The 18183-nt window shown below is 53.1% G+C and carries 13 protein-coding genes; 5 read left to right on the plus strand and 8 right to left on the minus strand.

Annotated elements, in window-relative coordinates:
- Positions 1-662: 662 nt before the first annotated feature.
- Both pbpC and AC3Y7R_RS15840 read right to left on the minus strand, forming a co-directional pair.
- On the minus strand, positions 663-2690 hold the full coding sequence (pbpC, locus tag AC3Y7R_RS15835; protein WP_490043038.1) for a penicillin-binding protein 1C: 2028 nt from the start codon (positions 2688-2690) through the stop codon (positions 663-665).
- Complete coding sequence (locus tag AC3Y7R_RS15840; RefSeq protein ID WP_490043039.1) at positions 2687-8125, minus strand: alpha-2-macroglobulin family protein; 5439 nt, start codon at positions 8123-8125, stop codon at positions 2687-2689. Before AC3Y7R_RS15840 ends, pbpC begins: the two co-directional genes overlap by 4 nt.
- Positions 8126-8389: 264 nt before the next feature.
- On the opposite strand from AC3Y7R_RS15840, the gene AC3Y7R_RS15845 reads away from it, so the two are divergent.
- Positions 8390-10402: an ATP-binding protein gene (locus AC3Y7R_RS15845; RefSeq protein ID WP_490043040.1), complete on the plus strand. Its 2013-nt coding sequence runs from the start codon at positions 8390-8392 to the stop codon at positions 10400-10402.
- Here the strand turns inward: AC3Y7R_RS15845 and AC3Y7R_RS15850 are convergent.
- The gene (locus tag AC3Y7R_RS15850) at positions 10376-11374 is read right to left on the minus strand and encodes an asparaginase (RefSeq protein ID WP_490043041.1); all 999 of its coding nucleotides are present in this window, start codon (positions 11372-11374) and stop codon (positions 10376-10378) included. The two genes, AC3Y7R_RS15845 and AC3Y7R_RS15850, sit on opposite strands and share 27 nt — an antisense overlap.
- 175 nt (positions 11375-11549) lie before the next feature.
- On the opposite strand from AC3Y7R_RS15850, the gene AC3Y7R_RS15855 reads away from it, so the two are divergent.
- The 3 genes from AC3Y7R_RS15855 to rlmN all read left to right on the plus strand — a co-directional run bounded on the left by AC3Y7R_RS15855 (position 11550) and on the right by rlmN (position 14014).
- Entirely contained in the window at positions 11550-12071 is a 522-nt protein-coding gene (locus AC3Y7R_RS15855; RefSeq protein WP_490043150.1) for an invasion associated locus B family protein, read from the plus strand.
- A gap of 91 nt (positions 12072-12162) precedes the next feature.
- The gene (locus AC3Y7R_RS15860; RefSeq protein WP_490043042.1) at positions 12163-12777 is read left to right on the plus strand and encodes a Hint domain-containing protein; all 615 of its coding nucleotides are present in this window, start codon (positions 12163-12165) and stop codon (positions 12775-12777) included.
- A gap of 43 nt (positions 12778-12820) precedes the next feature.
- Positions 12821-14014 (plus strand): dual-specificity RNA methyltransferase RlmN, encoded by a 1194-nt coding sequence (rlmN, locus tag AC3Y7R_RS15865; protein ID WP_490043043.1) that lies wholly within the window; start codon positions 12821-12823, stop codon positions 14012-14014.
- Positions 14015-14100: 86 nt separating this feature from the next.
- Here rlmN and AC3Y7R_RS15870 read toward each other — a convergent pair whose 3' ends face one another.
- Both AC3Y7R_RS15870 and AC3Y7R_RS15875 read right to left on the minus strand, forming a co-directional pair.
- The gene (locus AC3Y7R_RS15870; RefSeq protein WP_490043044.1) at positions 14101-14280 is read right to left on the minus strand and encodes a hypothetical protein; all 180 of its coding nucleotides are present in this window, start codon (positions 14278-14280) and stop codon (positions 14101-14103) included.
- A 156-nt stretch (positions 14281-14436) separates the two neighbouring features.
- Complete coding sequence (locus AC3Y7R_RS15875; RefSeq protein WP_490043045.1) at positions 14437-15039, minus strand: L,D-transpeptidase; 603 nt, start codon at positions 15037-15039, stop codon at positions 14437-14439.
- Between the two features lie 158 nt (positions 15040-15197).
- Here AC3Y7R_RS15875 and dalA point away from each other — a divergent pair, with 158 nt between their 5' ends.
- The gene (gene dalA / locus AC3Y7R_RS15880) at positions 15198-15707 is read left to right on the plus strand and encodes a divisome-associated lipoprotein DalA (protein WP_490043046.1); all 510 of its coding nucleotides are present in this window, start codon (positions 15198-15200) and stop codon (positions 15705-15707) included.
- A gap of 10 nt (positions 15708-15717) precedes the next feature.
- Here dalA and AC3Y7R_RS15885 read toward each other — a convergent pair whose 3' ends face one another.
- Genes AC3Y7R_RS15885 through queG form a run of 3 tightly spaced genes read right to left on the minus strand, consistent with a single transcriptional unit; the run spans position 15718 to position 18182 of the window.
- Positions 15718-16218, minus strand: coding sequence for a L,D-transpeptidase family protein (locus AC3Y7R_RS15885; protein ID WP_490043047.1), 501 nt, complete (start codon positions 16216-16218; stop codon positions 15718-15720).
- 60 nt (positions 16219-16278) lie between these two features.
- Entirely contained in the window at positions 16279-17166 is an 888-nt protein-coding gene (locus AC3Y7R_RS15890; protein WP_490043048.1) for an SDR family oxidoreductase, read from the minus strand.
- Entirely contained in the window at positions 17163-18182 is a 1020-nt protein-coding gene (gene queG, locus AC3Y7R_RS15895; protein ID WP_490043151.1) for a tRNA epoxyqueuosine(34) reductase QueG, read from the minus strand. Before queG ends, AC3Y7R_RS15890 begins: the two co-directional genes overlap by 4 nt.
- Position 18183: the final 1 nt, after the last annotated feature.

Genomic DNA, 18183 nt, shown 5'->3' on the forward strand with positions numbered 1-18183 from the left:
CCATATGGGTCAAATATGGCAATATCGCGAAACTGACAGGGAAAATTGATGTGGCCTGCACTGCAAAAAACCCTTCAATTTAATATGACGGGCTCAACAAAAGATCATAGAGATATTACAAAAGCGGAAGCAGACGAGCGGACGGCAAGCAGGGAAACTCTATCGCCATGTGTCGTTTTCTTGATGAAACGGTAGGGTTGTGAAAATTTCAGACCTACGTTTGATCGCTTTATCCCCAGCAAGTTAGCACCGCTTTTATAACTTGGGAAAACCAACGTGACCTCGTTGGCTGCCGCGCAAATGTCTTGACTGGAAAATACCCGCTGAGGGGTTCCACGAGAAAATGACGGAAGAAATCCCACCCCTACCTTCGACCGCAACAAGAATAGCACTTCAAGTGTCGCTCACAATATTTCTTTGTCCGATGTCATCAACCATTCACCAAACGAAGCTCCGTTGGGAAATCGGCTCGGTCTTAATCGCCTTTCTTTGGCAAGTATGATGCTTCAACGAAGGGTCGTATTGGTATTTTCAAGCAAGGGCCGCAGCAATTTTTGAGGTAAGGTTTCCCAAACCAGTGCATCTAGTCTCTAAAGCGGTGCGGCAACACTGGAGGATTCAAGCGGCTCCAAGGGCACAGTAAAAGTGTTCGTTGCGTCATGTTACTTCGCAAAGATCACAGTACCTGCAGCGCGACCACGGGCATCAATCACCCTCACCGACACATATCCCCGCCCTCGAAGCATTAGTTGCGCTTGGCGATCCCAGCTATTTGTCAACACAGGAGTACCATCTTGCAACCATGTAAATGGTGCAATCCCATCGCGGATTTGCACTGTAATTGCACCATTTCGCCGCGCCACGCGCGCACCATCCGGTGGAAAGGCAACCTTGGGGTGATCTTGCTCTATCCCCTGTTGCTGCGCCCTGCTGATGAAGCGCCGCAATGGCTGCGGCAGACCCGCATTGCCTAACAGAAGTGCATCCCCGGGCGGGGCAGGCAACGGGTCAGATTGCGACTTCACGCGGCTGAACGCCTCAAACATCAGCGGCGCGGCCAACGCACCGCCAAACGCACCGGGGATCGGAGTTCCATCCGCACGCCCCATCCAAACCCCGATAACATGACGACCATCATACCCAATCGCCCATGCGTCACGGTGCCCGTAAGACGTCCCAGTTTTAAACGCCACATCGGAATTGGCGGCAGTTGATGGACGTGGAACACCCTTGAGAATATCCCCGACATACCAACTCGCACGCCGCGACAGAACTGGCGCAAGCGGCAGGATTTGACTTTGCATCGCCCCCAGAATTTTGGGGGCATTTGGTTGCGCCAGAACGCCATAAAGCTGAACCAATTCCTGAAGGCTAAGACCCAATCCACCAAGCGCTATCGCCAAACCGGGCTGCCCTCCGGGTATCTGTGGTGATGCCCCTGCTTGGCGAAGCTTAGTCACCAAGTTGGATGGCCCAAGCCTGTCCAACAAGCTAACTACTGGCAGGTTCAAAGATGCCTGCAAAGCTTCCCTCACCCGAAGATTACCACGAAATTGCCCGTCAAAGTTCTGCGGCGCGTAAGAACCAAACTGCATCGGGCGATCTGAAATCAGCGTTTCAGGGTGAATTAGACCCTGATCAAAGCCCATTCCATAGATCAATGGCTTCAACGTAGACCCCGGAGATCTGCGTGCCTGCGTCATATCAATAAAACCACCACGCCCGTCATTTTCGTAGTTCGCAGACCCAACAGACGCGATGATTTCCCCTGTATGGTAATCGGCGGCAAGAATGGCCACGGACATATGCTGCACATCCCGAACAACGGCTTCACGGGCAAGCCGTTCCATCCCAAGTTGCACATGAGCGTCAATTGTTGTCTCGATAACTTGCGCCTCATTGGCCGCGCGCAAACGATCGCTTAGATGCGGAGCCAGAGCAGGAAATTGACGCCTCTTTGCCTGCAAAGGTTGATCAGCCGTAGCCTCGCGCGGCAAATCCCCGGCCAGCACAAAGCGGCCGATAATCCTGTCGCGTGCTTTGTGAGCCTTGTCGGGAAATCGATCCGGTCTACGGGTCTCTGGGGCTTGCGGCAAAGCAATCAACAGAGCCGACTGCGACACCGTCAGCCGCCGTGGCTCGGTTCGATAGTAGGCAAGGCTTGCAGCCCGAAGCCCTTCCAGATTGCCGCCATAGGGGGCGCGCGCCAGATAAAGCGACAGGATTTGATCCTTACTTAAGCGCCGCTCTAACGCCAATGCCAACCTGATTTGGCGCAGCTTTCCACGCCAAGTGCCCGTGCCACTTTCCTCCATGAGGCGCGCCACTTGCATCGTCAAGGTAGAGCCACCAGACACCACCCGGCCACTCCAGGCCGCCTGCCCAATCGCGCGTACCATGGCCGTGAGATCAACGCCCGCATGCGAGTAGAACCGTTTATCCTCAAACCTAATCAATAAGCGCAAAAACTCCGGGTCCACATCCGCCACAGAGGTCTGCAAACGCCACCGATCGTCAGACGTTTGAAAGGCCCGCAGCAGATCGCCATTACGGTCTAAAACCTCGACGCTGGTCTCGATTGCCAAAACCGGCATCTTTGTATGGCTCACCCATGCGTCAAAACTGTCACGACCAAAGGCCGCCGCCCACAACGCAATGGTAAATACCCCAAAAATGCGAGCCCAATTCACGGTTGCACGACCCGTACACGTCCCTCACTTGTGCGCGCCCTAAAGAAGGGGCGGTACATGTCTTCAACACTGGCCGCTGGGTGGTGATAATCCCCCGGTGCCACTGCGCGAAGAATATAAGCAAGCTGGAATGACGCATTTCCATAGTGATCCACAGCCGCAAGGAACCGATCATCTCTGAACTCTGTGTTGCGCACATTCGCCTTAGTCTTCAGCCATGACAATGCCCGCACATCACCGCTGCGCAGCAGGTTGGGATTGTCGATCTCAAAGCCTGCGGGCAGAGGGTCGTTAACCATCAAACGGGCTTGGTGCTTGTCAAACGGAGTTACCGTTATCACCGCCACCAACCGCGTCCCGGATTCTACGGCACTGATATTCACGGAGTTCCCGTCCAAGTCATAGTAATCGCGCGTGATGCGGTAACCATTTCCGCCCGCCGCCACTGGCGCGTCAGACACACCAAAAGCAGTCAACGTAACCACTGTCTCCTCCACCGAGGTGTTCTCAATTCTCACAGGTTCCTGAGCGTCTTCCTCCAACACCTTTACCAAGGGTCCATCAACAGCTTGCCCATTCAAGGTCAGGCTGCTTCCCTCACGTTGCAACAAGGCGTTGGCAGCCAGCAATGTCCAAACAGATTCCTGTGTGGACCGCCCGATAACATCCCCAACCTGAGGCGCTATTTGTGCGCCCATTTTCGCGATATTAAGTACTTTAGAGCCTGATTCAACGGCCAAGGTCAGCACCGCAGCAGTATCTCGCAGATGTGATCCATAGTCAGAACGCCACCTTTTCTTGTCACTGTCAGCGCTTTTCAACTTCCTATCTGCGATCCTGAACATGGCATCCGCCCGAGTTGAATCCCCATAGAATGACAGCGCTGCGCCAAGCTGGGCAACGCCAAGCGCCGTGGCAAACTCATCGGCTTTCACGTCAGCATAGTAGCGCAAATCCCCAATTGAGGCCGCACCTTCCCGAGCCAAAACCAACATTGCATAGGCCAGTCCTTCGCCGCCTTCCTCAAAATCAGCGGCGCTATTTACCTGATTGCGCAGATTGTCCAATGCCTGCCTGAACGCGATTTGCGGCACCACATGACCCTGCGCACGGGCACGGCTCAGGAAATCTGTGACATAGGCATCCAGCCACAAATCGCCACGGCTTGGTCGCCACAATCCAAATGCTCCGTTCGAGGACTGGTTGGTCAGGACCAGCGAAATCGACTGGCTAATCCGCCCTGAAATCCCATCATGACTTTCCAAGCTCATCGCCTGTGCGACCTGATCAAGATACAGCAACGGCAACGCCTTCGACGTCACTTGCTCGGTACAGCCATAAGGGTAGCGATCAAGTGCGTTCAACAAACCCGGCGCATCGAAACGTGCCAGAGGCCCAGCGGCCAGCGTCACCGAAGCAGACCCCGACGCAAAGCCTGCGAAGGCATTTTCGTCCAGAGTAAAGGTACTGCCAGCCGCCAGTGCAAACTGACTTCGGCGCTGAATAACGGGATCATTGCGGCGTACATCTATGTGGTGTGTTTGAGTCAAAATCCGCCCATTTGGCAAGGTTAGAGCCACATCAATCGTAACAGATTCGCTACCGACCACTTCAAACGGCACGTTTAGGCGGACGGTTTCCTTATCCCCTAGAACAACAGAAGCAGGCGTTTTCCCAAGAAGCGCCGCACCCGTTGCCTTCACCGAAAGCGGCATAGTTCCGCTAGGACCATCAGCATGGACAATTTCTAGCAACAATTGGCTTTTATCCTTGGGCGCAAGGAACCTTGGCAAGGTCACAGTGGCGACCACCGGATCGCGGACTAATACTTCCGCGTCAGCCTCACCTACCCCATCCTTGGACCAAACCACTGCCATTAAGCGCACGGAACCATTGAAGGCGGGAAGCTTAAAATTTGCCTCCGCGATACCGTCAGCATCCACTTTAATCGGGCCGGCAACATAGGCCACTAAATCCTCGCGGGGTGGCGGAGATTTAGCGCGGAGTTGCGAGGTTGCATCGCCGCCCGAGCGAACCGTCCCCAACGCCCCAGATGTGCCATCAATAAGCCGCCCATAGACGTCGCGAATCGCGATGCCCAGCTTGCGCTGCCCGAAATAATGCTCTGACGCCTGAGGCGGTGTGAAGCCGGTTAGGTTCAAAATACCCTGATCTACCGCCGCAATCATCACATAAGTTTCCGTGCCGCCTGCGTTTTCTACCTTCAGGCGCGCATTCAGCGGGCCGCGCGGTGCCGCTTCGCCAGAAGTCATGAACGTCGCCACCAACTTGGCACTTCCGGGATCAATTTCAGCATGAGACAAGCCCAGCGCCCGTGCAGGGTTTTGACCACGCTCCGCATCCATCGGCCGAATAACAGAAGCGGAAACATATGCACCACTGCCCCATTCATCCGTCACAGGTAGGGTAATCAGGTTCTCACCCTCGGACACCTCCACCGCCTTCATATCAATCAGACGGTTCGACAACACAGTGACCAGCGCCGTACCCGCATAACGGGACACAATACGCAAAGTTGCCGTATCACCGGGTCGGTAGCGCGGTTTATCTAGTGACGCCTCTAACAAGTCAGGCGTTTGCGCCGTATCGGCGCTGGCGTACCAGCCTGCATAAAAAGACATGGAGGTGGCGACATATGGACCGTCCAAACGCTCCACCTTGATTTCATATTCGCCCCACTCAACCGGTGTGGAGACACGAAGCGGATCACCGACCGAAACCAAAGCCTCGTCGGACGCCACACGGGTGCGCGTCGTAATCGGATCCCAATGCCAGTTGCCGTAATCGGAATACCATTGATACTCGGTTCGAACACGGTTGATCGTCCAACGCACTTTCATCTCTTGGCGGGTCAGGTCAGGCGCAAGAGCGATAACCTGGAAGTCCGCATTACTGCCCTCAGATAGGGTATCCTTGAACCCCGGCTTCACCCCGATCAACGACGCTCCCAAAAGGAGGGACCGCTTGATCCGGCGCTCAATCGGGCGGTTAGAGCCTTCGCGAACCCGCACGATAATCTCAGCCTCGAGAGGCTGCATAACCTCAGTCAGGTCCGGCAGCTCCAGCGTGGCCTTTGCAGTTCCATCCACATTGGTCCGAATGCCAGAAGCCAGCCAACCCCGTTGAGTGCGAAACGGCTCGTCATAGCGGCCAAAACGATAACCATTGAAGCCCTTTAAAGAAGACGTAGCACGCAAGATCACGTCACCATCAACGGCCAAATCCGCACCGGGCGCACCGAAAAGATACCTCGCCTCAATGCCAAGGGATGGTGTCGCGCGGGCGGTCTCTATCGGGCCTTCAGGCAAGGTTAGGGTCGCATCAATACGTTCTGGTAAGAAATCTTCAACCAATATTCTCTGGGTTGACAAGGCAGGGGCATCAGGGTCGGCAAAGATAGCCAATGTCCAAGTTCCGCGGGAAACATCAGGGGATAGGGGCAGCGCAAACATGCGTCCACCAGCACCCGCGTCTTGTTGCGTTACACGAGAATATTCCACACCATCAGGCCGCCTGAGAGTCGCCGTAAGTGCAAGGTTTTCGATCGCTTTTGACGTGTTGCCACGAGCCAGCGCCAAGACATTAATCACCTCGCCGGGACGATATGCTCCACGCTCGGTCGTAACGAACAAGTCTACCGGTAAGGCAGGGGGGCGTCCTTCAACGCCACGATCCGACAAATCGAACTCTGGATCTCGCAGCGACAAGAAGGCAAAGTCTTCCCCCATTTGAGCGGTCAAAAGTCCCGGGGCCGCGGCACCAACTCCTCGCGTCAAACCGGGGGCAAATAGGGCATACCCGCGCGCGTCAGTCTCGATCGTTTCCAGAACCTCATTTGCACGAGAAATAAGGGACACAGATACCCCCTCACGCGCACCAACATCAGACAGGCCACGCACAAAAACATGCAAGCCATCCACCCCTTGCAGGCTGGTCAAACCCAAATCAGTGATCACGAACCATTGCGTGGCAGGCAGGCTTTCATCAGTATCAGCGCCTTTAACGGCGGCCTTCAGCGCATAAACGCCGGGGGTCATTTTGCCCACAATTTTTGCCATGGGCAGTCGCGTGGTAATGTCTTGATTAATCTCGGATTGGACCTCTCCGGTTCCTTTCCAAATCTCGACCCCAACAGAGCGGCGGAATTCCCGCTCTCCATAATAATTAAGTGGTTTGGAGAAAAAATCATTCTCCATAGTACGCAATATGTTGCGATCCGTGACTTTAAACAGCGTCAGATCCAGCGTGTCAGCATTTACCGCAATGACAGGCAGGGCTGCGTCCCCACTGCTTGGCAAAATATACGCCCGACCGGGAAACCTGACGGAGGGTGTGCGATCACGGACGTATTGGGTAATTTCGACAGGCTTGCGCAAAATCTCACCAGACGCGGCGGGCATCCCTTCTCTGAACGTAATGGAATAGCGTTCACCATGGTTCAGTCCGCCCACGCAAATCTGGCGCCCCTGCACCTCGATGCTTACCCCCTCAATCTGAGACTTCACATATGGGGCATAATCGGTGGTCTTGGACAAGGCCTCGGAAAAACTCACACAGATACGCGGCTCAAGGTTATCGCTTTGAACGTCTGTATCGGCCAAGTTGAACCCATACAAGCCAATCGCGCGATCAAGGCTTTTGGCAATATCATCTCGGGGATGAAGCAACTGAGCCAGCCGAAGCGGCGCAATCATTTCACGCCCGCGCCCATTCCTCTCGTAGGCGTCAGCAACAAGGCTTAATGCCGTTACCGACATCGGAGCGTTTGGTGCCCTTAGATAAGCGTTGATTGCCGCCTTGAGGTAAATCGCATTGAACGTACGGCGCTTGCTTTTGTCCTGTTTAGCGGTCGCTGCCGCGTCACGGGCAAACTGTGCCCATAAGTCCGAGCGGTCATCGACAGTAAGTGCAGCGCCAACAAACCGCATGGCTGTATCCGGCTTTTTATCATTTCGCGCATCAGTCGCAGCAACAACAAACTGATCAGCAGAGTAATCATTCGCGGCATAAGTTTTTGCCATCTTAGAAGCATACCTGAAGGCATCCAAAACATCAGAGTCGCGCAAGAAGTCGGCGTCAGCACGACGCACCTGTGCCTGCGCCAATACAGATTGCGCAACCTCTGTAACCTTCACCGAGGTTGCGCCCTCAAACGGCTCAGCCTTGGTGATCTTTGACTTGGGAAAGCAGGCATTGGATTTAGTGTTAAACGTAAAGGCCTTACATGAACTATTTGCCAAACAGGCCCGTGTACACGCATCAAAAGTGGTGTCGAAAATATTGGTCAGGTCGCTTCCATAGAAATCCATATCACGCGACATCGTCATTCGCCGCTCTGGGATCAAACCATCTGCAAAGGAAATGGAGGCGAAAGCCACAAGAACAAAGAATAGCGAAGCTGTGCGTAAAAACATTATGGAAACCTTTTCGTCTTAAATCATGATCAGGCTCGCACGGCTGACATGAGTCGGGCAAGCCAAAGGCGTTAAGCCTGTTTTCACATAGTTCCGTGATTCTGTAGCGCATATAGAAGCGATTCGAAGTTGGTGGGCCACGCGTTGAAAAATCAGGAACTGATTCAGGAAAGACGCGCTCGCCTCGCGGCGGAACGGCTTTTGGAGCAAAAGAAGACAGAACTGGTCGCCGCCAACCGCAAGCTATCCGCCCATGCTTTGGACTTGTCAGGGCAGATCGTTGATCAACGACGCACAGTGCAGGAACTTGAGGGGCACAACACCCGAGTGGTTAAAGACCTTGAGGTGGCTAACAATAAGGTCACTGTAGTTGAACGCCTGCTCTGGGACGCTATCGACACTATTCAGGACGGTTTTGCACTGTTCGATGCAAAGCAGAACTTAATCGCGGCCAACCCCCCATATTTGACAGTGTTTGAGGGCGCAGCAGGTGTCGGACCGGGAACCGGGTACGATACTATTTTGGATTTATGCATTGACGAAGGTATTGTTGATTTGCGCGGTCAATCCAGTGAAGAGTGGCTGGATATGATGCATGCGCGCTGGGACGGTGACCAAATAGAATCCGTGACACTCCGGTTCTGGAATGGCGTCTATGTCAAGATGGTCGACCGCCGAACCCTGGACGGTGGCATCGTGTCTTTAGTCCTCAATATCACTGAAGATATCCTGCGCGAAGAGGAGTTGCGGGATGCACGTGATAAGGCTCAGGCCGCTGATCGCGCCAAATCCGCGTTCCTTGCCAAGATGAGCCATGAGCTTCGCACGCCAATGAATGGCGTTGTTGGCATGGCCGACTTACTGCTTGAGAACAAGCTTGATGAGGAAAGCTTGCTTTATGCGCAGACGATCCGAAATTCCGGCGAAGCGCTGCTAGAGATCATCAATGACGTCCTCGATTTTTCCAAAATCGAAGCGAACAAGATTGAGCTCAAGCCACAGCCGTTCGATTTGGAAAAATTAGTGCAAGAAGTCGGGCTGATTGTTGAACCAACGGTTCAGCAAAAAGGCCTCGACCTCCAGATAGATTACGATCAGTTTTTACCGGCTGAATTTATCGGAGATTCCGGCCGTATCCGTCAAATATTGACTAACCTTGTCGGCAATGCCGTTAAGTTTACGGATGAAGGCCACGTTATGGTTCGGGTTGTCGGTATCGTCGACGACAGCTCTCAAACTTGCCAGTTACACTTCACCGTCGAGGATAGCGGCCTTGGTATTGACCCATCCATGGCTGAGCACGTCTTTGGCGAATTCAATCAGATCGAGGATGAAGCAAACCGTAAATATGAGGGCACAGGACTTGGCCTTGCGATCACGCGAAAACTAATTGAGCAGATGGGCGGGGAAGTATGGCTGAGCAGCGTTAAAGGCGAAGGGGCGTGTTTCGGCTTCCAAATTTCGCTTCCTCTGGTAGCGAAAGCTGAAGCCCCCTCAAACATGTTGCCCCCTGAGCTCCAGCAGGCCTTTGTTATCGAATCCAACGCCATGGATCTCGACATTTTTACCCGCCAGATGGAGCTATTAGGCTTGCCAGTTTCCGTTCTCACCAATGCGAATGACGCGCGGAATACTCAGCCACCAGACGTAATTTTTATCGGCCAGCACAGCGATGACACCTCTATCATAGACGCGGTGCGCGAAATTTTTCCCAACACACCGCTGGTTGCAATGGTTACACCTGCGGAGCAAACCTCTGTTCCTGCTGGCGTCGTAACACTAAAGAAACCGTTCCATCGACAAGATCTATTCGATGTCTTGTTGGCTGTGAGCAACGCCCCTGCACAGCCCAAGCCTATACGCCTACTTCGTATTTTGGCAGCCGAGGACAACAAGACCAATCAATTGGTGTTCAAAAAAATGTTGCGCGATGTCTCAATGGAGCTCACCTTAGCTATGAATGGCGTTGAGGCTGTCGATGCTTTCAAAAGTAATGAATTCGACCTTATATTTATGGATATTTCCATGCCTGTAATGGACGGGATGGAAGCAACCAAAACTATCCGGAAAGTGGAGCAGGAGCGGGGCTCTGAGCCAATCCCCATTATCGCAATGACCGCCCATGCCATGGATGGGGACGAAGAACGGATCAAAGAAGCCGGCCTTAGCCACTATCTGACCAAGCCCCTTAAAAAAGCAAAAATTCATCAGCTGATCGAGGAGTTGTCCCCCTCTGATACAGAGCCTTTCTCAAATCTGGATGAAACCGGGACTTAGGCGCATATGTCCTGTGTTAATCCCATTCCAGTTCCGAATCGGCCCATGCAACCGCTTAATCGCCATCGGATGAGTCGCATCAAGCACCCCGTATTTGACGAGCAGCCCCGCCATCGCGCATTCAGCCGCTCTGGTTCCTCCATCAGCAATCTTAATCGCCATGCCAAGACCCTGCTCTGGCAGAATGGCAACAAACACCGCCTCTGCCCCAGTTTTTATCACGACCTTACCGCCCATTGCGCGCATCAACTCTGTGCAAGCGCGCCCTTCACCGGCAACCAAATCGGGGTGTGTGCGCATTGCATCAACCAAACGGGTCGACGCTTTGGCGCGCGCGCCCGACCCAACCGGGGCCGCCATACGCGCCATGGCGCGTGCCAAGCCTGTCACTGAGGTTGAGTAATTTGGAGCCGAACACCCATCAATGCCATATCCGGCAGAAGTCTCTCCGGTCATTTCCTGAAACACGTCACGAGCTGCTATTTGAACCGGATGATCAACCTCGATATACTCCGGTCCACCGCTCAAATGCTTGTTTAACGTCAAGAATCCGCTGTGCTTGCCCGAGCAATTATTGTGAATTTGGCATGGGGTTTTACCCGCAATAATTAACGCTTCATGGGCATCCTTGTCAGAAGGTTTTTGCACCCCACAGCGGAAATCGGCAGGAGACAACCCAAGCTCTTTCAGCCAAACACTGACCCGATCTGTGTGAATGGCCGCGCCCTGATGCGAAGCACAAGACAGCGCCAACTGTTCAATACCAAGCCCATAAGCATCCGCCGCGCCACTTTCTATCAACGGCAAGGCCTGCAACATTTTGCATGAGGACCGCGGGTAGATCACCTTTTCGGCGTTTCCCCACGCTTCTATCACTTGCCCCGAGGCGTCGCAGACAACTGCATGTCCTAGATGTTGTGATTCCAGCAAGTCTCCCCGCCAGATTTCGACCATTGCGATGGGTTGTGTCATAGACGCCTCCTTAAAAGGCGAAAATCCGCCAATGGGCCTTCCCCAACACATGCATTTTAGGTTATCGTTTGGCAATCGAGATAATAAACGTTGTGCCGATATAAATCGAATCCGCAAAGGATCACTCGGCGCACAAGAGGCAAAGACAGCTGGAGCTGTAATTAATATGAATAAAATGCTGCAAAGCATGGCCGTGAGCGCGGCCTTAGTTCTGGCCGCTGGCCCCCTTATTGCCCAAGAGCAATCAACCAATCGCGTCGCGTCCAAGACCGACTGGAGCGTGTTCGTTGAGGATAACCCCACGCAGTGTTGGATCGTCTCCAGTCCAAAAGAGACCGTGAACACCAGGGACGGTCGCGTTGTAGCCGTAACCCGAAGCGAGACGCTAATGTTTGTCAGCTATTGGCCCGGAGCCAAGAAATTGGGCGAAGTTTCCTTCACTGGCGGCTATCCCTATCCTGACGGCGCAACCGTAAACCTGAAAATCGGTGATGGCGCTTATGAGTTGTTTACCAGCGGCGAAACCGCTTGGGCGCCGACACCCGGTGACGACAACAAAATAATCTCGGCTATGAAACGGGGCGCAAAGGCTGTGATCACGGGCACATCCAAGCTGGACACGACAACAAAAGACACATTTTCACTGACCGGCTTTACGGCCGCGCTGGAAGACGCCTCTAAGCGTTGCGGCGGATAATAAACAAAAATCTAGGTTAAGGGATCGGCTGCCAAGGTCCCTTAACTCCAACCACTAAGACCGGGATAACCCGGCCAACAGGCAGCATTATATGACCCTCTCTATACACAGCCCGATCAAACTACCCGCCCAAAAAACCACCGGAACTGTCAGACTTTCCCCTGCGGGCCTAAGCGTTGGCACCCCTGTTATGACCAATCTAGGCGAGCGTTTTATCGAGGAACTTAAGTCCGGCGATCGCGTATTAACCAAAGACTATGGAATGCAGACAATTAAATGTATCGCTTTCCGCGATGCAGACTTAACGCGGTCACCCGAAAAATCCCCTATCTATATTCCCGCAAACACCTTTGGATGTGATCGCCCCGGCACCGATCTCTATCTTGCTCCGACTCAACGCATTGCTCTGAAACACCAAATGTTCGACATGCTATTCGCTGCGCGTGAGGTCCTTGTCTCGGCCAAAGACTTAATTGGGATAGGTGATGTCCGCCGCGTTGAGGGCCTGCGCGCCGTGACTTACGTGTCACTAGGTTTCGTACAACACCACTTACTGTATTGTGGAAATCTTGCTGTGGACCTTGGCCCAAACAACAAAAGCACCAGCAGGCCATCACTCTCTACTGAGGAAGCACGCCTTGCGTGTAGTCTTGTACGGCCCCAAGTGCTGCCCACCCAAAAACCCATTGGTTTCCCTTTGCACTGATTTAGTGTATTCGGCGGCCTTCCGAACCCCTCGTGAGGCCCAGATGTCCGCTACTGCACCGATCACCCAAGACCTGATAACCATTCCTCGCAAGCTGCCCGACAGCGACCGAGTGAATTTGGTTGGCCTGACCCGCGATGGCCTGCGTATAGCTTTGGTTGAAGCTGGCACCCCTGAGAAGCAATCGAAAATGCGGATGGGGCAAATTTGGCAATGGATATACCAAAAAGGGGTGCGCGATTTTGAAAGCATGACCAATTTGGGCAAGGACTACCGTGCTCAACTAGCCGAGAAATTTGAAATCACGCTCCCCGAAGTCGTCACTCGTCAAGTCAGCACAGATGGCACGCGAAAATACCTGGTGCGGATCGCTGGCGGCCACGAAGTTGAGGTCGTCTACATCCCCGAAGAAGATCGCGGCACGCTTTGTATTTCCAGCCAAGTTGGCTGCACTTTAACCTGCTCATTTTGCCACACAGGAACCCAAAAACTGGTTCGGAACCTAACAGCAGGTGAGATTATCGGACAGGTTATGCTGGCCCGTGATGATTTAGGAGAATGGCCGGAACCGGGCCGCAATCCAAATGACGAGGCCCGCCGAAAACTGTCCAATATTGTGCTGATGGGCATGGGCGAGCCACTGTATAACTTCGACAATGTGCGTGACGCGATGAAAATTGCGATGGACCCCGAAGGCATTAGCCTGTCTCGACGACGCATTACCCTGTCCACATCTGGCGTCGTACCGGAAATTGCAAAAACCGCTGAGCAGATCGGCTGTCTTCTAGCGGTGTCTTTCCACGGCACCACAGATGAAATTCGAGACAAGCTGGTTCCGATTAACAAGCGTTGGAACATTGAAGAACTTTTAGGTGTGCTGCGCACTTACCCCAAGGTATCCAACAGCGAGCGGATCACGTTCGAATATGTGATGCTGAAAGACGTGAATGATAGCGACGAGGATGCGCGCCGGTTGGTGGAGCTGATCAAAGGTATCCCTGCCAAAATTAACCTGATCCCATTCAATGAATGGCCGGGTGCGCCATACCAGCGATCTTCAAACAACCGCATCAGAGCCTTCGCAGAGATCATATATCAGGCAGGCTATGCCTCACCGATACGCAAACCGCGTGGCGAAGATATCATGGCGGCTTGCGGCCAATTGAAATCCGCAACAGAGCGTGAGCGAAAATCTCGAAAGCAGATTGAAGCTGAGGCCGGCTTACCTAAAATCTAAAGCTTTAGCTAAACTACCAACACCCAAACGCAGAAAAGGCGGCCAATCGCTTGGCCGCCTTTTCCAAAATTCAATGTCGCTAAGACTTAGCTAGATGCAACTGCTGCGATCAGAACCAAAGCCAACAGTGGGACCAAGATGCCACCAGCTGAAGAAGAAGTCGCTGCTTCGATGATCGGCTCTTCGATGATCGGGTCAGACAGACCGCCAGCGAAAGCAGAAGAAGCGGCCAGCGTGAAAGCTGCGGCAAGTACGATTTTTTTCATCTTTATATATCCTTCCAAGATACGCCCGCTGAACCTAGACTATCTGGTCCATCCACGGACACCCAAGACAGTATCTCGTGGGACCGTATAACCAGCTATAGCCGCTCAACACAATGCCACGACCCTTGGGGTCGAAATCAACTGTTCAGAATGTCGTCAAATTAGCAACACTTGAGTGCCTATATTTGCCTTTGAGAACACCTCTGCGATGTGCTCATTGTACAAACCAATGCAGCCATTCGACGAACGGCGGCCAATTTTGCGCGTGTCGTGGGTCCCATGTATTCGGTAATAAGTCCAACCTAGATACAGCGCGTGTGTTCCCAAAGGGTTGTCAGGGCCAGCAGGCACGAAAGCCGGCCATTCCGGGTTGCGCTTTTTCATCGCAGGGGTCGGGCTCCATGTCGGGCCATCTACCTTGCGAACGATGCTAGTGCGCCCCCGGCGAGTCAGATCCTCAGACAGCGGCACAGAGGACGGATACAGCTTATAGCCACCGTCTTCGGTCCACATATGTAGGGCGCGGCTGTCTATATCGACCAAAATAGCGCCTTTATTAAGATTGCTGAAGTAAGGTTGCCATTCCAATGATCGGAAACTGGACACATTGCGACGGACCACTTCGGTCAGATCGCGCTCTACTTCAGTAGTCGCACCACTATTCTGCGCAATTGCTGGTGCAGCAAGGCCCGTGGCCGCAGCACCAGCGCTCAGCAGGAAGCAGCGGCGGTTCAAACCCGTAAAAATCTTATTGCTCATGGAACATTCCCTCCTTGAGTAAGTCATGGCCCCTTATTATGGTGAGAAAGCCTCAATCACAAACCAAACAATGATGTGATCGGCCATTTTTCACCAGCGTGTTTGAACAGCCTCACAGTTCTGGTTAAACAACTGTAAATTTTTAAGGAACAATTGGTATGGCCAGACTGCTTCTCATCTTGATCACCGCGCTGTTTGCGCTTTCAGCTTGTACACCTGTCGGCCCCCAGGTTGGCCCCGACGGTAGACCCCTTCCGAAAGTTTACCGGATCAAATCCGGTGACACCGCCAAAATCCAGTTCCGCATGTTGGATTCGGTTAACGCATTGCGCGTATCCGCTGGTAAAAACCCACTAGAGCTTGATGGTAAACTCACTGCCGCCGCCGCTACACACTCGCGGGATATGTCAGTGCAAAACCGCCCATGGCACTTTGGCTCTGACGGCTCCTCCCCGCTCGATCGCGTCGCGCGCTCTGGTTATATAGGTCAAATGGTTGGTGAGAACATCTCGGAAACCTATGAGAACGAGTCCGAGACTTTGGCCGCATGGATGCAAACCCCATCAACGCGTGAAGTCGTTCTGGCGCAACGCGCCCGCAAAATGGGTCTGTCTTGGTTTCAAGAACCAAACGGAAAAATCTGGTGGACCATGGTAACGGGCAGTTAGGGCTGCCCGCTTACGGGAAGACGTCAATGACAGTTCCGTTTTTCACCATCGCATAGATTTGACGTATTTCGCGATCCTTAACCGCGATGCAGCCCGCCGTCCAATCCGGCCCGTTACGTTTGCGCCCGATATTTGGCTGGCCGTGGATGAATATTTCACCGCCCGGAGACTTGCCTATTGATCGCGCATATGCGCGGTCAGCCGCATTAGGATAGGAAATGCCGATCGACAGGTAGAACGAGCTGTTAGGGTTTCGTCGGTCAATTGTGTATCGGCCCTCTGGCGTGCGGCCATCACCTTCAACTTGTTTATGGCCGCGCGGACCGAATCCCAAGTCAACTTTATAGGTCTTTAAAACCCGGTTGCCATGGAACAGTCGCAAAATGCGCTGGCCTTTGTGCAATTCAAGTTTGGTCACTTCCGGCCCGTTATAAGTTATGAATTTCGAAGAGCAGGCCGACAAGGCCAGCAAAGCGACCAAGAACAGACCACGCAAAAGCACTGTACGCATATTGTTTACCATTCCATTTTTTGGCAACTATAACGAAAAACCTATATCACCGGAATCTACTTATTTTATCGTCACAAATTTGTGTTTACTGGCTTCATCCGCCAAAAGGGCCTGCAATCCGGCTCGGTAATTTGGGTAGCGCAGCGTCACACCCAACTGATCTTTAATCCGGTCGTTTTTAACCCGCTTTGACTCAACGTAAAAACTACGAGCCATGAACGACATCTCCGCCGTTTCGAATTCTTCCGCCACCGGAAGGGGCAATCCCAACAACTCCGCAGCATAGCCAATCACATCTTGCGGAGGGGCGGCATCATCATCGCACAGGTTGTAAATCGCACCCGGGTTAGGTTGACGAATTGAAGCCTCTAATACTTGCGCAATATCTTCCACATGAATGCGGCTAAACACTTGATCTTTCTTAATGATACGCCGCGCGGTTCCACTTCTTACTTTAGCAAATGGACCTCGGCCCGGGCCATAAATTCCTGCAAGCCGGAAAATATGAAGCGGCAAGCCTACATCTGCCGCCAATCCCTGCCATTCCGCTTCGGCTTTGACCCGAAGCTGTCCACGTTTAGTAGATGGGGTAAGCGGCGTGGCTTCATCAACCCATCCGCCCTGATGATCCCCATAGACACCCGTCGTAGACAAATAGCCAACCCACTTTAGGCGATTGGAAACCTGTGAAATTTGTTCGAGAAATTCTGCTAGAACCGGATCGCCATCCTCTGTTGGCGCGGTTGAGATCAATAGATGTGTGGCACGCGATAAAGGTACGGTAATGTTTGGGCCAGACCAAATCAAAGGGTGAACGCCCTCATCGCTCAATTCTTTAGCCTTCTGCACTGATCGAACCGTTCCAGTTACGTTCCAACCCTTTGGCAACAACCGCTGACTTAAGGCGCGCGCCGAGTATCCATGACCGAAGCTTAATAAATGCGTCATATTCGCTCCAATGCCCACCGCGCAGCGTCTGCAATAGCATTATCCGGGGCATCCACGTGAGCGCGGGCCGCCTCAGCCAAAGATCGATCTGCTGAATTTCCAATGGCATAGAGAACATTACGGACAAAACGGTCCCGCCCGATGCGTTTTATTGGCGAGCCAGAAAACCTAGCACGAAAGGCGGTGTCATCAAGCGCAGCCAGCTCGGTTAATGAGGGCGCGCGTAAGTCGTCGCGTGCGGCATAGCGTAATTCTGTCGCATCTTGGGCAAACTTGTTCCAAGGGCAAACCGCAAGGCAATCATCGCACCCGTAAATTCGATTCCCCATGTTGGCACGTAAATCTTCATCAACAGGCCCTTTGTGTTCAATCGTCAGGTATGAAATGCAGCGACGTGCATCTAACTGAAACGGGGCCGGAAATGCCTTGGTTGGACAGATGTCCAAACATGCAGTGCAGGAGCCACAATTGTCAGTTTGGGCGGTGTCAGGCTCTAATTCAACGGTAGTAAAGATTGCACCGAGAAAAAACCAACTGCCCAAATCACGTGACAAAACGTTGGTGTGTTTTCCTTGCCATCCAAGCCCCGCAGCTTGTGCTAAAGGCTTTTCCATAACCGGTGCCGTGTCCACAAAAACCTTGATCTCAGTGCCCTCACCTTGATCAATCAACCAACGCCCAACCCGTTTCAGGCGCTTTTTAACCAAATCATGGTAATCTCGGTTTTGCGCGTAAACAGAGATCGCAGCCCGATCTCTCTGCTTTAGAGTCTCAAGCGGGTCATGGTCCGGCGTGTACACTTCCGCCAACATAATAACAGATTTTGCCTGCGCCCACAGCGCGGTCGGGTCTCCACGCCATACCATGCGCTCCGCCATCCATTCCATCTGCCCATGCCGCCCCTCATCAACATAGGTGGCCAAGCGCGCAGCGGCTTCAGGGATAGAATCGGGCCGGCAAATGCCCATTTTTGTGAACCCTTCTGCCAGCGCTTGCGCGCGCAAACGGTCCTTCAGA

This window comes from Litoreibacter sp. (assembly GCF_058136045.1).